This window comes from Microbacterium sp. UBA837 (genome assembly GCF_002296025.1).
Lineage (GTDB): Bacteria > Actinomycetota > Actinomycetes > Actinomycetales > Microbacteriaceae > Microbacterium.
Map to the genome: position 1 here is coordinate 1 of NZ_DBHD01000089.1, position 14,402 is coordinate 14,402.

Below are 14,402 nucleotides of genomic sequence, written 5' to 3' on the forward strand. Positions count from 1 at the left end.
CCGCGTGACTCTCGAGCAGCACCTCGACGCGACTCTCCAGGCGCTCGTTGCGCTCCGTCGCCACGTCGTCGAGGTCGAGCTGAGTCGTGGGCGCCGGGGCGCAGCCGGCGAGGATCACACCGAGGGCGACCACGAGCATCCCGACCGCACCGGTGCGCGACATCACGGCGCACCCTCGAGGAGAGTCTCGGGAGGCGGGCACTGGGCACGCGCGCGCTGCTCGCGCACCGGGTCACCGGCGAGCGCCGCAAAAGGATCCCACGCGTCGACGGCGCCCCACTGCTCGACGAACTCCGACTCGGAGGGCAGCGACGGCGGCCGGTGGCCTGAGGCGAGCAGGCACGGCACGAGCACCTCGCCGGCGTACTGCCACGCCCAGGGCGCTTCGATGTCGGCGACCTCGGCCGCGTACCAGCCTCGGGAGGGGTACCGGGACTGGCAGACGAGAACGGCCACATCGGCGAGGTAGAGCTCGCGAGGACCCTCCGCATCGACCGCACTGAAGTCGATCCGCTCGCCGTCGTCGGCGGGGCGAGCGCCGACGACGCCCTCGTCCTCGAGGCAGTCGGACATGATCTGCGCCCACTCGCTCGCGCCCACCCAGCGCTCGATCGCCGTCTCCGGCAGGTTCACGGGGCCCCAGCGATCGCGCAAGTACCGTGCGGCCCGCTGGAGGTAGACCTCGAACGACTCCGCGGCGGCGCGATCGCGGTCGCGCACCGTCTCGGCGAGCGAGTCCTCCGCCTCACCCGCGGGCGACGCGCAGCCGGCGACGAGGGCGAGCAGGAGCAGGGACGCCACGGCAGCGGCGGCACGACGGCGTGCACCGCCGCCACGCTCGGACGCCGCACCGCGAAGCATGACGCCAGGCTCGCACGACAGGCGCCGAATCTGCTGACAACGGTCGCGCCCCACGGTCGGCACGCCGCCCGACCCGTGCGCGCTCAGCGACGTCGCTTCTGCACCCACTCGAACGCGTAGCTGAGAACGATCGCCACGGCACCGATCACGAGCAGGACGCGGAAGAAGCCTCGGAACGGCCCCAGCCAGTTGGCGAACGCCAGCGCAACGGTCACGAGGAGGACCGTCACGATCACGATGCGCACAGCGCTCAGGCGCCGCAGCGGGGATCGTGCTCGGTCGCGGGCCACCTCCCCATCGTGGCAGACCCCACGATCGGCCCACGTCCCGAGACGACGAAGGCCGCCTCCCGACGGTGCGGGGGCGGCCTTCGCGCAAGAAGTTCGCGGTGTCTCTCGACTAGCGGCGCAGACCCAGTCGTTCGATCAGCGAGCGGTAGCGCTCGATGTCGACATCCTGCAGGTAGCCCAGCAGGCGGCGGCGCTGGCCAACGAGCAGCAGCAGGCCACGACGCGAGTGGTGGTCGTGCTTGTGCTCCTTGAGGTGCTCGGTGAGGTCCTTGATGCGCTGCGTCATGAGCGCGACCTGCACCTCGGGGGATCCGGTGTCACCGGGGTGCGTTGCGTACTCTTCGATGATCGCCTTCTTGGTCTCTGCTTCCAGTGCCATAGAACGATCCCCTCTCTCTTCGTTGCGCGGTGCCCGTCACCTGCTGTGCGAGCTCTCTTTCTCCGCGGCCGATCTAACGGCAACCGAACAACTCTACCAGCCCAGGGCAGAGCCCGCGAGCGCGTGCGCGGAGTAGCCTCATCGGGTGCGCATCACCGTCCGAGTAAAACCCGGGAGCCGGCGCGGTCCCCTGGTCGAGACGGTGGGATCCGATCTCGTCGTGTATCTCCGGGAGCCGGCCCGTGAGGGCGAGGCCAACGCCGCCCTCACCCGAGTGCTGGCAGAACACTTCGATACCTCGCCGAGCCGAGTCTCAATCGTTCGGGGACACTCGGCGCACATCAAACAGGTCGAGGTCGACCTGTGATGGCGCGAATCTCGCGAGACCAGTTCCTCGATCTTCGCCCCTTCCGCGCGAGCCCCGCCTTCGCGCGACTGTGGATCGGTTCCACCCTGGCCGGGCTGGGCGGGCAGCTCACGATCGTCGCGGTCATGCTCCACGTCTACGACCTCACGCAGAGCACCTTTGCGGTCTCCATGATCGCCGTCGTCGGGCTCGTGCCGATGGTTGTCGCGGGGCTCTACGGCGGAATGCTTGCCGACGCATTCGACCGTCGCCTGGTCGCACTGCTGGCGGCATCCATCACCTTCGCCTCCACCGCGCTGCTGGCTATCCTCGCATGGACCCAGTCCGAGACAGTGTGGTCGCTCTACGCGCTCAGCATCGTCAACTCCGCGGCGAACTCCGTGGTTCTCGCGACCCGCTCGGCGATCGTCCCTCGACTCTTACCGCGGCAGCTTCTCCCGGCGGCTGCCGCCCTGCAGGGCATCACCGTGGGCATCATGGTCATGGCGGGCCCGGCGCTTGCCGGGGTGCTCGTTGCAACGGTCGGCTACGCGTGGACCTACTCCGCCGATGTCGTGCTGATGACCTCGCTGTTCCTGGGGCTCTGGACGCTCCCCCGCATCGTCCCCGAAGGCGAGATCGTCAGACCCGGCCTCGAGTCGCTGCGTGATGGCATCGCGTTCCTCCGGCGCGCCGCGAACATCCGGTTGCAGTACATCCTCGACATCACGGCGATGACGTTCGGTCAGCCCCTCGCCCTGTTTCCCGCGATAGGCGCCGTGCTTCTGGGTGGCGGCGCGATCACCACCGGCGCTCTCACCGCGGCTTTCGCGGCCGGCGCTTTCCTCTCGAGCCTCTTCTCGGGCCGCATCGGACGGTACCGCGCGCACGGGCTGGGAATCGAGCGCGCGATCCTCGTCTACGGCGTCGCGATCCTGGCCTTCGGTGCCGTGCTCCTGGCTGCATCCTTCGGCGTCGGCGCCGCTGGCGGTGTCAGCGAGACCTCGCCCAACATCGCGCTGATCGTTCTGGCCGTGCTGGTTCTAGCTGTCGCAGGCGGCGCCGACAATGTCAGCGCGATCTACCGGTCGACCATGATGCAGTCTGCGGTGCCCGACAGCATCCGGGGCAGGCTCCAGGGGATCTTCATCGTCGTCGTCGCCGGCGGACCCCGAGTGGGGGCGCTCTACGCGGGAACGCTCGCAACGTTCACGACCCTCTGGTTCCCGCCACTGCTCGGCGGCCTGCTCATCCTGGCGATCGTGACCACGCTCGTGCGCCTGAGCCCAGGCTTCCGCGCCTACGACGCTGACAATCCGGTTCCCTGATCGGGCACGCCGACGAACGACGGTGGGGCGGATGCCGCAGCATCCGCCCCACCGGAAAGTCGCGCGTCGCCTCAGTCGGCCTGGAGGGCGCCCTGCAGGTCAAGCTCGATCGTCACGTCCTTGCCAACGAGCACGCCGCCCGTCTCGAGCGCAGCGTTCCAGGTCAGACCGAAGTCCTCGCGGTTGATGACAGCCTTGGCCGTGGCGCCGGCCTTGTAGTTGCCCCACGGGTCGTTACCGAAGCCACCGAACTCCACCTCGAAGGTCACCGGCTTGGTGACGCCACGAATGGTGAGGTCGCCGTCGACGAAGAAGTCACCGTCCTCGATGCGAACACCGGTGGAAACGAAGTCCATCGTCGGGTACTGCTCGGCGTCGAAGAAGTCGGCCGAGGCGAGGTGCTTGTCGCGGCCCTCATCCTTGGTGTCAACCGACGTCACGTCGACCGAGGCAGTCACGGTGGTCTCGAGGGGGTTCGCGGGAGTCACGAACGTCGCGCTCTTCACACCGAAGGTGCCCCGCACCTTCGAGATCATCATGTGCCGGACGGTGAAGTGGACCTCGCTGTGCGACGCATCAAGCTGCCACGTTCCCACGCGGTAGCCGGGGATCTCGACGGTTGTCGTTTCGGTCATGCTCTCTCCTCGGGAGTTCTCTGTGCCGCCAGTCGGCGACAAGAGCCCCAACGAAGCCACCAGCGGACTCTATTCCCGTGAATGGAAAAATTTCCGAGCGCGTCATCTCCTGGTCACGGTAGCGACGAAACGGCGGCGGATACCGAAGCATCCGCCGCCGCGTGATCAGCCAGCGAGACTCAGCCGACCGAGATCAGGTCGATGATGAAGATCAGGGTCTTGCCGCCCAGGAAGTGACCACCGGCGGGGCCGTACGCCAGGTGCGGTGGGATCACGAGCTCACGGCGACCGCCCTCACGCATCCCCGGAATGCCGTCCTGCCACCCCTGGATCAGCCCGCGCAGCGGGAACTGAATGCTCTCACCGCGGTTCCACGACGAATCGAACTCCTCACCCGAGTCGTACTCGACGCCGACGTAGTGCACAGTGACGCTGTCGCCGGGCTTCGCCTCTGCTCCCTCACCGACGATGAGGTCGCGGACGACGAGTTCGGACGGAGCAGGGCCCTGAGGGGCATCGATGTCGGGCTTGGTGCGGTCATCAGTCATGCTCACCATCCCACCAGAGCCGGTCGCGGCGCGCAATGCGGCACCGCGGTCGGCCGAAGCGCTGAGCGCTCTCGTGTGAGCACCCGTTCTTTCGCCGGTCATTACGAACTCCTGACGGCAGAGCTTGCGTGGGTGTCGCGCACGCGGCGGATGCCTATAGTGGGGCCGTGGTGCGCCTGATGCTGGTCGAAGACGATCGGACGATGCGCGAGACTGTCGCGGCCTACCTGGCCCGCGCCGGGCACGACGTGGTCGCGGTCGCCGACGGAGACGCAGCGATATCGCGGTTCGCCGAGTCCGGCGTCGACCTGGTGCTGCTCGACCTGATGCTGCCCGGAACAGGCGGGCTCGAAGTGACAAGACGACTCCGCGCGATGCGGCGCGATCTTCCCCTCATCATGGTGACGGCGCGCACGCAGGAGCACGAGCGGGTCCAGGGACTGCTCGCCGGAGCCGACGACTACATCACGAAACCGTTCAGCCTGAGAGAGCTTGACCTGCGCATCCGTTCCCTGCTGCGCCGGGCCACCACGACACCCCGGGCGACCTCCGACATCCTCGTCGACGGGGATCTGCGCGTCGAGGTCGCTGCCGGCCGGGCCGTTCGAGACGGGGAGGCCCTGACCCTTACCGCGCGAGAGTTCGATCTGCTGGTCTGGTTCCTGCAGCACCCGGGAGTCGTTCACAGTCGTGAAGATCTCATCCGCGAAGTCTGGGGATGGAACGTCGGAGATCCCTCCACCGTGACGGTGCACGTTCGACGCCTCCGTGAGAAGGTCGAGACCGACCCATCCCGGCCCACGCGGCTGGCGACAGTATTCGGCAAGGGGTATCGCTGGGACACTGACGGCTCGGCGGGCACACCATGACCCCGGACGAGAACGCCGTCGTTCTGTCGATCCTCACCACAGCGGGCGTCGGGCTGGTCGGCACCGCAATCGTGGCGGCGCTTCCCCGCTCCAAGCCCGTCGTGGCTGCCATCGCAGCACCGTTCGTCGTCGTCGCCTCGCTTGCCGCCGGCGTGGCCGTAGCGACCCGGCAGATGCTCATCGACGATCACACCTCCCAGACACTGCTCATTGTGCTGGCAGCGTGCGCACCGCTTGCACTCCTCGTCGGCCTGGTCCTGGCGCGCCGAGCCCGCGCCGTGGAGCGTGAGGCAGCCGCCGAGCGAGCCGACAGACAGCGGGCCCGCGAGGTCGAGGACTCCCGGCGAGAAACGGTCAGGTGGCTCTCCCACGACCTTCGAACGCCGCTGGCCGGCATCCGAGCATTGGCCGAGTCCGCCGCACAGGATGACTCCCCCGACGACCCGCCCGCGCGCATCGTCCGCGAAGTCGACCGACTCGACGCGATGGTCGATGACATCGTCGAGCTCTCGCGGCTCCACGGCCAGAGCCGGCGAGAAATCACCGCTGCCGCGCTCGATGACATCGTCTCGGACGCGGTGGCCTCGGTCTCTCCGCTCGCGACGGCCGAGGGAGTGCGGATCGAAGCGACTGCCCTCGGCGGTGAGATCGTCGAGGTCGATGTCCGCGAACTCACCCGCGCCGTGACGAACATCATCAGAAACGCCGTACAGCACACGCCAGCAGGAGGTCGCGTTCTGCTCACGACAACACGTGCTGAGGGCTGGGCCGTGGTTTCGGTCACAGACGCGTGCGGGGGCATTCCGGCAGGCGGTCTTCCGCGCCTCCTCGAACCCGGCTGGCGCGGCGACTCCGCCCGATCCGGCAGAGGCATGGGCCTGGGCCTTGCGATCGTCGACGAGGTGGCCCGGGCCCATGGCGGCGCCGTCACGATCGTCGGGACCGCACCCGCCGAGGGCTGCACGGTGAGCCTGCGGCTTCCGGCGAATCACGCAGTTCTTACAGACCCATGACGAGCGCGGCGTTTGAGTGGCCAAGCGCCTCGCGGTCACCCTGTCGCTTGGCGCGAGTGTCACGGTCTTCACGCTGCTGCTTCGAGCTACCACGGCGCTCATCGATATCCCCACCCAGGTGTGGCAGATTGCCAGCGGCATCCTGCTCATCGTCCTCGGCCTGTTCTCGGTGTTCCCCGCGGCGTGGGACCGCATCTCGCAGCGCACCGGACTGACCGGCGCCTCCACGCGGAACCTGGATGCCGCCCACCGACGCGGCGGCACCGCCGGCGCGATCCTTACCGGCGCCGCTCTCGGTCCCGTGTTCACCTCGTGCAGCCCCCTGTTCGCCTATGTGATCGTGACAGTGCTTCCCGCCGAGCCGGCACGAGGACTGGCTTTGCTCGGCGCCTACGTCGTCGGCCTGATGGCCGTCCTGCTCGTGATCGCGCTGGCGGGACAACGGGCCGTCCGCCGGATGCGGTGGGCGGCTGACCCGCACGGTTGGTTCCGGAGGGGGCTCGGCATCCTGTTCATCGTCATCGGGATCCTCATCGCGACCGGCCTGATGCAAGACATCGAGGCCTGGATCCTCACCTCCTCGCCCATTGCGCCGTGGGAGATCGGATCCGATATCGGTCGCTGACGCAGCTCGCCCGCGGGGCTCTTGACAGGGCACGGATGCAGCGAGAAGCTTGTTCTAGATCTACTCAGCGCCCGGATTCGACTCGCAGGCATCGCCGCGGCACCGGGCGCTGAGTCTTTGTTCAGCGCTAGCGTGGTTGAATGCGCTTCGCCCACGTTTCCCTTCCCGGGTCAGCCACGCCGCAGCTCGTGACCGTCGATGACGACGGCGCAGCCGTGGTGTCACTGCTCTTCGACGGGGCGCCCGCCACACTCAACGCACTCATCGAGGGCGGCGACGAACTGCTCGAACGCGTGCGTACGACGGCCTTGAACGCTCCCCGGGTCTCCCTGGAGGGCGCCGTGTACGGCCCCGCTGTCCCTCGGCCGCCCGTCATCCTCGCCGTCGGCCTGAACTACGCGGCGCACTCCAGTGAACTCGGTCTGAAGACCGACACGGCGCCGACGGTGTTCGTGCTGTGGCCCAACTCCCTGACCGGCCACGACGGCACGACGAGCTGGCCCCGCACACTCAGCGAGTCCGTGGACTACGAGGCCGAGCTCGGCGTGGTCATCGGCAAGCCAGCCAAGGATGTCGCCCCCGAGACGGCGCTCGACCACGTCTGGGGCTACACGGTCGTCAACGACATCACGGCACGCGACATTCAGTTCGCCGAGGCGCAGTGGTCGCGCTGCAAGTCCTTCGACGGGTTCACTCCCGTCGGCCCCGTTGTCGTGACAGCCGATGAGATCCCCAATCCGCAGGACCTGCAGATCTGGACGGTCCTCGACGGACACACGCTGCAGGATGCCTCGACGAGTCAGATGGTCAGGCCGGTCGCCACACTCGTCGCGCATCTGTCGGCATCCGTCACCCTCCTACCGGGAACCCTCATCTCCACCGGCAGTCCGGGCGGTGCCGGATACTCCCGCGACCCGCAGGTCTTCCTCCGCGACCGTTCCACCGTGACCGTCGGGGTCGAAGGCATCGGTGCGTTAACGACGCACTGCCGGATCATCGGCTGATCCGGCAGTGCGTCAGGTGGCTTGCAGGATCAGCCGCAGGTGACCGTGACGCCGTTCACGTCGTGAACACCCGTACCCAGCTCCGAACACATAGCGAGCGCCGTGCCGAGCGAGCTGACGATGACAATCGCGATGATGATCCCGATCACCATGAACACGATCGAGAGGATGATGGCCCACAGTGCCGGAGTGTTCTTGGCTCCGACCTTGCGGCTCTGCACGAGCGCGACGATCCCGAGGATCAGGCCGAGCAGCTGGAAGAAGAAGGCGAGAATCAGGGCGACGATGCCGAGCGTCTTTCCCGGCACGGGGGCCGACGCTCCTGCGGGAGCCTGCGGGGCAGGCTGGTAGGCGGGTGAATCAGACATGGGCGACTCCTTGCGTCCATTGCGGGTGAGGGTGGTCGCACGCCATTGAGCGACCTCGCCGCAATCTAGCGGCTAATTCCCAGCTTCCGCAACGGCCCCAATCTGGGTTACAGGTCAGTGTCTCCGGTGGGAGCGTTCTCGAATCCGATGATGGGCATCGCCGCGGTCACGGCCTGAAGTCCCGAGAGCCGTTCGGGCGAGAGTTGCTTGTCGACCTCCGCGCGTGACATGAGTCCGCCTTCGACCACCAGATCGGCGATGTTTCGGCCCGACACGAGGGCAGACTTTGCCAGGGCAGCAGCAGCCGCGTAGCCGATGAACGGCGTCAACGCTGTCACGACACCGACCGAGGCTCCGACCGACGCCGCAAGCCGCTCACGATTCGCCGTGATGCCGTCCACGCAGTTCACTCGCAGTGTGCGCATCGCGCGTCGCATCCAGGTGATCGATTGGAAGATCGAGTGAGCGATGATCGGTTCGAAGGCGTTCAGCTGCAGTTGGCCGCCCTCGACGGCCATTGTGACGGTGAGGTCCGCGCCGGCGACGGCGAACGCCACCTGATTCACGACCTCTGGGATGACCGGATTCACCTTTCCGGGCATGATACTGGATCCGGCCTGGCGGGCAGGTAGCGAGATCTCACCGAGACCCGCCTGCGGGCCCGACGAGAGCAGCCGAAGGTCGTTCGAGATCTTCGAGAGCTTGATGGCGTTGCGTTTGAGGGATGCCGAGAACGACATGAACGCCCCGGTGTCGCTGGTCGACTCCACGAGGTCGGATGCGGTTTCGAGATCCAAGCCCGTGATCTCGCGCAGGTGTCGCAGAACCGCAACCGCATAGTCGGGATGCGCGGTGATGCCAGTGCCGATCGCCGTCGCGCCGAGGTTCACCTCGAACAGCAGATGTGCGTTCTCGGTGAGGCGCTGGTAGTCCTGACCCAACGTCGTTGCGAAACCGTGGAACTCCTGCCCGAGAGTCATGGGGACGGCATCCTGCAGCTGCGTGCGGCCGACCTTCAGGACGTTGTGGAACTCGCTCGCCTTGCGCAGGAACGACTGCCGCAGCAGGTCGAGCTCCTCCAAGAGCGTCTGCAGGTCAAGGCTCAAGCCGACCTTGATGGCCGTCGGGTAGACGTCGTTGGTGGACTGGCTGCGGTTGGTGTCGTCGATCGGCGAGAGGAACGCGTAGTCACCCTTGGGGCGGCCGGCAAGCTCCAGCGCGATGTTGGTGATGACCTCGTTGGCATTCATGTTGGTGGAGGTGCCCGCGCCGCCCTGCACGACTCCGACCACGAACTGGTCGTGGTAGCCGCCGTCGATGACCAGCTGAGACGCCCGGTCGATCAGCGCCGCCTTCTCGCGGTCGAGCACGCCGATCTCGGCGTTGGCTCGCGCCGCCGCCTGCTTGACCATCGCGAGGGCGCGCACGAGATCGGCATACACCGAGATCGGGCGTCGCGAGATCGGGAAGTTCTCGAGGGCGCGTGCGGTGTGGATTCCCCAGTACGCGTCAGCCGGGATCTCCATCGATCCCAGAGAATCAGTTTCGGTGCGCGTCGGGGCGGCGGTGTGGTGCGTCATTGTTCCTGCCGTTCATGAGCGCTTTCGAGAGAAGGCTTCGAGGCGCTCGTGGGGGGTGAGTGCCGCCATCCGCTCGACCCACTCCTCGGAGAAGTAGTCGCCGGTGTCGGCGTCGACGACCGGCACGACGGCGTGCGTGATCGTCGCCTCGTACACGTGTACGAGGTGGAAGGACTGCCCGGCGTCCATGCCGTTGACCTGCTGCGCGGGCCGGGCCAGATTCATGGTGTAACAGGTAGCTGCCGACACTGACACGGGAACGCCCGCAAAGGTCCCGCTCGTCGAATAATGCAGGTGGCCTGCGAGGATGCCGCGGACATCGGTGCCTGCGATCACGCGGGCGAGACGCTGCTGGTCGCGCAGTTCGAGAATGTCGAAGAACGGCAGATGCGATGGGATCGGCGGGTGGTGCATCGCGATCAGCGTCCCGAGCGGGGCGGGAGTCGCGAGCTGCTCCCGAAGCCAGCCGAGCTGGCCCTCGTCGAGGTTGCCGTGATGCCAGCCCGGCACTGAGGTGTCGAGGGCGATAAGCCGCAGGCCATCCAGATCCCAGACACCGGTCACCGGCTCCTGCGTCGGTTCGGCATCCAACAGCTGCTCGCGAAGCGCCGGCCGCTCATCGTGGTTGCCTGCCACCCAGACCAGCGGTGCAGCAAGCTCCCGGGCCAGGGGCTCCAGGAGCTCACGCAGGTCACGGTAGGCGCCGGGCTCCCCCTCGTCGGTGAGATCTCCGGTGACGACGATCGCGTCGGGACGGATGCCGAGGCCGCGCACCTTCTGCAGGGTCCTGCCCAGGTTCGCCGCCGTGTCGAAACGCCCGCCGAGCGGCCGATTGGCATCGAGAAAGTGCGTGTCGCTCAGGTGCACGATCGTCCGAAGTGCGGGCGGATACTGACCGAAACGGACGGGAGCCGAAGCCATGCCGCCAGCATACGTCGCACGGGCGACGCGGCCCTCTCGACTAGCGTGGGTCGGGTGAGATCCGCCCCCGAAGCACCCCGCGCCGCCCGCCGCCCCGTCCCGCGTTCCCACCATGGCGACGAGGTCGAGGATGCCTACGAATGGCTCCGAGCGAAGGACGACGCCGGCGTCCGCTCCCACCTGGAGGCCGAGAACGCCTTCACCGAGGCGCGCACCGCGCACCTCGCACCGCTTCGCGAGCAGATTTTCGAGGAGATTCGCTCCCGCACGCTCGAGACCGACATGTCGGTGCCGGTGCGACGGGGGCAGTGGTGGTACTACACCCGCTCGGTCGAGGGCCAGCAGTACGGCATCCATTGCCGCGCACCGTTGGGCTCACCCGACGACTGGGACCCGCCCGCCCTCTCCCCCGGTAGTGAGGTTCCAGGCGAGCAGGTGCTCCTGGATGCCAACCGCGAGGCCGAGGGCCACGAATTCTTCGCCCTCGGCAGCTTCGAGGTGTCCACCGACGAGACCAGGTTGCTGTACGCCGTCGATACCGTCGGTGACGAGCGGTACACGATCCGCGTGCGCGACCTGGAGACCGGCGACCTGCTACCCGACGAAATCCCCGATACGTTCGCGGGGGCGACGTTCTCACCCGACGGCCGCCATATCGTCTACACGACGGTCGACGAGGCGTGGCGTCCCGACACCGTGTGGCTCCATGAGGTCGGCACCGCGGCATCCGATGACCGCACACTCTTCCACGAGCCCGACGATCGGTACTGGCTCGGTGCGGGGTTCACGCGCAGCGACCGCTACCTGGTCATCGAGCTCGGGTCCTCCATCACCTCAGAAGAGTGGCTGGTGGACGCCGACGATCTGTCGGGGCAGCCCCGCGTCGTGTGGCCCCGACAAGAAGGCGTGGAGTACTCGAGCTCCCACGCTGTCGTTGACGGCGAAGACGTGCTCTACATCGTCCACAACGACCAGGCGCTCGACTTCGAACTCGTTCGGGTTCGCGCCGCCGATCCGCAGGGTCCGCGCGAGGTCGTGCTCGCGCATGAGCCCGGGCAGCGCCTGCTCGGCATCTCAACCTTCCGAGACTGGGCAGTGCTGGCCTACCGGCGCGACGGCCTCTCTCGGCTCGCGACCTTTGACTATGCGACCGGGTCGCCCACTGAAATCGCCTTCGACGAGGAGCTGTACGACGTCGGGACTGCAGGAAACCCCGAGTGGGCACCGCCGATGATCCGCGTCGCGTTCGGATCGTTCGTAACGCCCTCAACGGTGGTCGACCTCGTGGTCGCGACCGACGAGCGCCGCATCCGCAAGCAGCAGCCGGTGCTCGGCGGCTACGACCCTGCCGCCTACGGGCAGCGGCGGGTATGGGCACTCGCCGAGGACGGCACGCGGATCCCCGTTTCGCTCGTGTGGCGGCGCTCCTTCGGGGAGCCGGGCGAGAAGCCACGCCCACTGCACCTCTACGGCTACGGGTCGTACGAGCACTCGATCGATCCGGCGTTCTCGATAGCGCGGCTGTCGGAGCTCGACCGGGGTGTCGTGTTCGCAGTCGCGCACGTGCGCGGCGGCGGCGAGATGGGGCGCAGCTGGTACGAGGACGGCAAGCTGCTGAGCAAGCGCAACACGTTCACCGACTTTGTCGCGGTAGCCCGGCACCTCGTCCACAACGGCTACACGGATGCCGAGCACCTCGTTGCCGAGGGCGGCAGCGCCGGCGGCCTGCTCATGGGCGCGGTCGCCAACATTGCGCCGGAACTGTTTGCCGGCATCCTGGCTGTCGTTCCGTTCGTTGACGCGCTGACGACCATCCTCGATCCGTCGCTGCCGCTGACGGTCATCGAATGGGACGAGTGGGGCAATCCCCTCGAGGATCCGGATGTCTACGCGTACATGAAGGCCTACACGCCCTACGAGAACGTGCGCGAGGGCGTCACCTACCCCCGAATCCTCGCCGTCACTTCCCTCAACGACACCCGCGTGATGTACGTGGAGCCGGCCAAGTGGGTCGCGCGGTTGCGCGAGGTCGGTGCCGACGCACTCTTGAAATGCGAGATGTCAGCCGGGCACGGTGGTGTCAGCGGGCGCTACAACTCGTGGCGCGAGCGGGCCTACGAGCTGGCCTGGATCTTCGACGTCCTCGGGGTTGCCGACGCCTGATCCGCTGGCGCGCGCCGCCGCCTCCCGCCTCCTGCGGCCTCCCGCCTCCTCCCGCAGGTAGGAGAAATCACCGGCGTAGGACGATTCAACGCCAACACCTCCTACCTCCGCGAGAACGCCCACCTGCGGGATGCGAGCGGCTGTCGATGGAGGCCCTGAGCGACGGCATCCGTGACTGTCGCCGTCACGTAATCGGGCTCGAACAGGACCTGATGATAGTCGAAGCGCAAGACGGTGAAGCCGCGCAGGGCGAGTCGAGCATCAGCCCGAAGATCCCGGCGGCGATCGGATGCTTGGTGATGAGCGAACCCGTCGAGCTGAATGGCGAGGCGATCGCCGATCAGCCCGTCCAACGGGTGTCCGTCGACCCAGACCTGCTGCGCAACGGTTACGCCGATGCCGTGCATGAGATGGAGGAAGTGTGTTTCGATCCCCGAGTCGGACAGGAGCGATGCCACCTCCGCCAGCCGCCGCGCCCGCCCGCTCCCCCATTGGACGCGCTCCAGCACGTACCGGTCGGTGCGACCGCTGCGCAGCGCTGACTCCCACACGGCGGCCGCGTCAGCCAGCGGCACACAGCGAGCCACATGGAAGAGCACATTGACGAGCGGCTCGGCGGTCTGAGTCGGCGAGGTCGGCGCCGGCCCACCACCCCAGTGCAGCCGTACTCCGGGAGCACGGACCCGCGACGCCGTTGGCTCCACGGCTACGTGCACGTCGTCGTGGTGTGGGGTCCATAGTCCCAGCGCCGATGCTGCGCTCAGGCAGGTGAGTCGTCCGCCAGCCGTCGCCGCGGTTCGCCGCGCCGGATCGCAGCCAGGACCCACGAGCCAGCTGCGCCGCACGCGCTCGAGCACCCCGAGCGCGATAGCAGTACGCACCACGTGCATGGTGAAGCCAGCGGCGGCAATCGACCGTGAGTGCGCGGCGCCGCCGCATCCGTCGACCCATGCCACCAGCTCGTCCACGCTCCGCATCCGTCGACTCTTGCGTGCGCGACCCGACGCGAGCGTTCGGATACGCAGAGTGTGGATGCCGCAGGTCGTATGCCCCCCGGGGAGGAGCGACGCGCCCCTACCTGAGGTAGGAAATCTCACCAACGTAGGATGGTGCGGCGCCTTAGCGTCCTGCCTTCCAGAGAACGCCTACGCCGGGAAGCTCGGCCTGGGCAACGAGGCTCACGCACTTACGGGACCCCAACCTGACGCGATGCCTCACCCATGGAGGAGAAATCCCCGGCGTAGGACGAATCGACGTCAACACGTCCTACGCTGCGAAGAAGTCCTACCCTCGTGCGCGAGCGGCAGCGTTCGGGCGGATGTCGCGGATCAGCCGAAGAGGGCGGCAGCTTCCTCGTAGCGGTAAAGCGGGACGGTGTTGAGCTCGCCGAGCGCCTCTTCGAACGAGACGCGGACGATGTCGGTTCCGCGCATTGCGACCATCTGGCCCCAGGCGCCGTCGACGAGCGCGTC

General features: G+C 67.5%; 16 protein-coding genes and 1 pseudogene. 7 read left to right on the plus strand and 10 right to left on the minus strand.

Annotation, left to right across the window (positions count from 1 at the left end; translation table 11 throughout):
- Nucleotides 1-162 precede the first annotated feature (162 nt).
- The 3 genes from B3587_RS06655 to rpsO all read right to left on the minus strand — a co-directional run bounded on the left by B3587_RS06655 (nucleotide 163) and on the right by rpsO (nucleotide 1,530).
- Nucleotides 163-861, minus strand: a complete 699-nt coding sequence (locus tag B3587_RS06655; protein ID WP_292727351.1) for a hypothetical protein — start codon at nucleotides 859-861, stop codon at nucleotides 163-165.
- An 83-nt stretch (nucleotides 862-944) separates the two neighbouring features.
- On the minus strand, nucleotides 945-1,151 hold the full coding sequence (locus B3587_RS06660; RefSeq protein ID WP_292727353.1) for a hypothetical protein: 207 nt from the start codon (nucleotides 1,149-1,151) through the stop codon (nucleotides 945-947).
- Nucleotides 1,152-1,260: 109 nt separating this feature from the next.
- On the minus strand, nucleotides 1,261-1,530 hold the full coding sequence (gene rpsO, locus B3587_RS06665) for a 30S ribosomal protein S15 (protein WP_292727355.1): 270 nt from the start codon (nucleotides 1,528-1,530) through the stop codon (nucleotides 1,261-1,263).
- A 145-nt stretch (nucleotides 1,531-1,675) separates the two neighbouring features.
- Between rpsO and B3587_RS06670 the strand changes: the two genes are divergently transcribed.
- Both B3587_RS06670 and B3587_RS06675 read left to right on the plus strand, forming a co-directional pair.
- Entirely contained in the window at nucleotides 1,676-1,897 is a 222-nt protein-coding gene (locus B3587_RS06670) for a DUF167 domain-containing protein (RefSeq protein ID WP_292727356.1), read from the plus strand.
- Nucleotides 1,897-3,204 carry an MFS transporter gene (locus B3587_RS06675; protein WP_228177720.1) on the plus strand — a complete coding sequence of 436 codons (1,308 nt, stop codon included), beginning with the start codon at nucleotides 1,897-1,899 and terminating at the stop codon, nucleotides 3,202-3,204. Before B3587_RS06670 ends, B3587_RS06675 begins: the two co-directional genes overlap by 1 nt.
- A gap of 71 nt (nucleotides 3,205-3,275) precedes the next feature.
- On the opposite strand, the gene B3587_RS06680 is transcribed toward B3587_RS06675, so the two are convergent.
- Together B3587_RS06680 and B3587_RS06685 are read right to left on the minus strand one after the other, a co-directional pair.
- Complete coding sequence (locus B3587_RS06680) at nucleotides 3,276-3,839, minus strand: YceI family protein (RefSeq protein ID WP_228177719.1); 564 nt, start codon at nucleotides 3,837-3,839, stop codon at nucleotides 3,276-3,278.
- A gap of 179 nt (nucleotides 3,840-4,018) precedes the next feature.
- A complete protein-coding gene (locus tag B3587_RS06685) occupies nucleotides 4,019-4,387 on the minus strand; it encodes an FKBP-type peptidyl-prolyl cis-trans isomerase (protein WP_228177718.1) in 369 nt (122 codons plus the stop codon).
- A gap of 167 nt (nucleotides 4,388-4,554) precedes the next feature.
- Here B3587_RS06685 and B3587_RS06690 point away from each other — a divergent pair, with 167 nt between their 5' ends.
- The 4 genes from B3587_RS06690 (at nucleotide 4,555) to B3587_RS06705 (ending at nucleotide 7,898) form a co-directional block, all read left to right on the plus strand.
- Nucleotides 4,555-5,256: a response regulator transcription factor gene (locus B3587_RS06690; protein ID WP_228177717.1), complete on the plus strand. Its 702-nt coding sequence runs from the start codon at nucleotides 4,555-4,557 to the stop codon at nucleotides 5,254-5,256.
- On the plus strand, nucleotides 5,253-6,269 hold the full coding sequence (locus B3587_RS06695) for a sensor histidine kinase (RefSeq protein ID WP_292727359.1): 1,017 nt from the start codon (nucleotides 5,253-5,255) through the stop codon (nucleotides 6,267-6,269). The genes B3587_RS06690 and B3587_RS06695 overlap by 4 nt, the downstream gene beginning before the upstream one ends.
- A gap of 16 nt (nucleotides 6,270-6,285) precedes the next feature.
- A complete protein-coding gene (locus B3587_RS06700; protein WP_228177715.1) occupies nucleotides 6,286-6,894 on the plus strand; it encodes a cytochrome c biogenesis CcdA family protein in 609 nt (202 codons plus the stop codon).
- A gap of 140 nt (nucleotides 6,895-7,034) precedes the next feature.
- Nucleotides 7,035-7,898 (plus strand): fumarylacetoacetate hydrolase family protein, encoded by an 864-nt coding sequence (locus B3587_RS06705; protein ID WP_292727361.1) that lies wholly within the window; start codon nucleotides 7,035-7,037, stop codon nucleotides 7,896-7,898.
- A gap of 29 nt (nucleotides 7,899-7,927) precedes the next feature.
- On the opposite strand, the gene B3587_RS06710 is transcribed toward B3587_RS06705, so the two are convergent.
- The 3 genes from B3587_RS06710 to B3587_RS06720 all read right to left on the minus strand — a co-directional run bounded on the left by B3587_RS06710 (nucleotide 7,928) and on the right by B3587_RS06720 (nucleotide 10,767).
- On the minus strand, nucleotides 7,928-8,266 hold the full coding sequence (locus B3587_RS06710) for a DUF4190 domain-containing protein (protein ID WP_292727363.1): 339 nt from the start codon (nucleotides 8,264-8,266) through the stop codon (nucleotides 7,928-7,930).
- A 107-nt stretch (nucleotides 8,267-8,373) separates the two neighbouring features.
- On the minus strand, nucleotides 8,374-9,846 hold the full coding sequence (locus tag B3587_RS06715) for an aspartate ammonia-lyase (protein WP_292727365.1): 1,473 nt from the start codon (nucleotides 9,844-9,846) through the stop codon (nucleotides 8,374-8,376).
- Between the two features lie 12 nt (nucleotides 9,847-9,858).
- Nucleotides 9,859-10,767: a phosphodiesterase gene (locus tag B3587_RS06720; RefSeq protein WP_292727367.1), complete on the minus strand. Its 909-nt coding sequence runs from the start codon at nucleotides 10,765-10,767 to the stop codon at nucleotides 9,859-9,861.
- A 45-nt stretch (nucleotides 10,768-10,812) separates the two neighbouring features.
- Here B3587_RS06720 and B3587_RS06725 point away from each other — a divergent pair, with 45 nt between their 5' ends.
- On the plus strand, nucleotides 10,813-12,930 hold the full coding sequence (locus B3587_RS06725) for a S9 family peptidase (protein WP_414683120.1): 2,118 nt from the start codon (nucleotides 10,813-10,815) through the stop codon (nucleotides 12,928-12,930).
- 101 nt (nucleotides 12,931-13,031) lie between these two features.
- On the opposite strand, the gene B3587_RS06730 is transcribed toward B3587_RS06725, so the two are convergent.
- Both B3587_RS06730 and B3587_RS06735 read right to left on the minus strand, forming a co-directional pair.
- Entirely contained in the window at nucleotides 13,032-13,907 is an 876-nt protein-coding gene (locus tag B3587_RS06730) for a DUF559 domain-containing protein (protein WP_228177709.1), read from the minus strand.
- A gap of 351 nt (nucleotides 13,908-14,258) precedes the next feature.
- Nucleotides 14,259-14,402: pseudogene (locus tag B3587_RS06735) on the minus strand (6-phosphofructokinase); the annotation flags it as partial.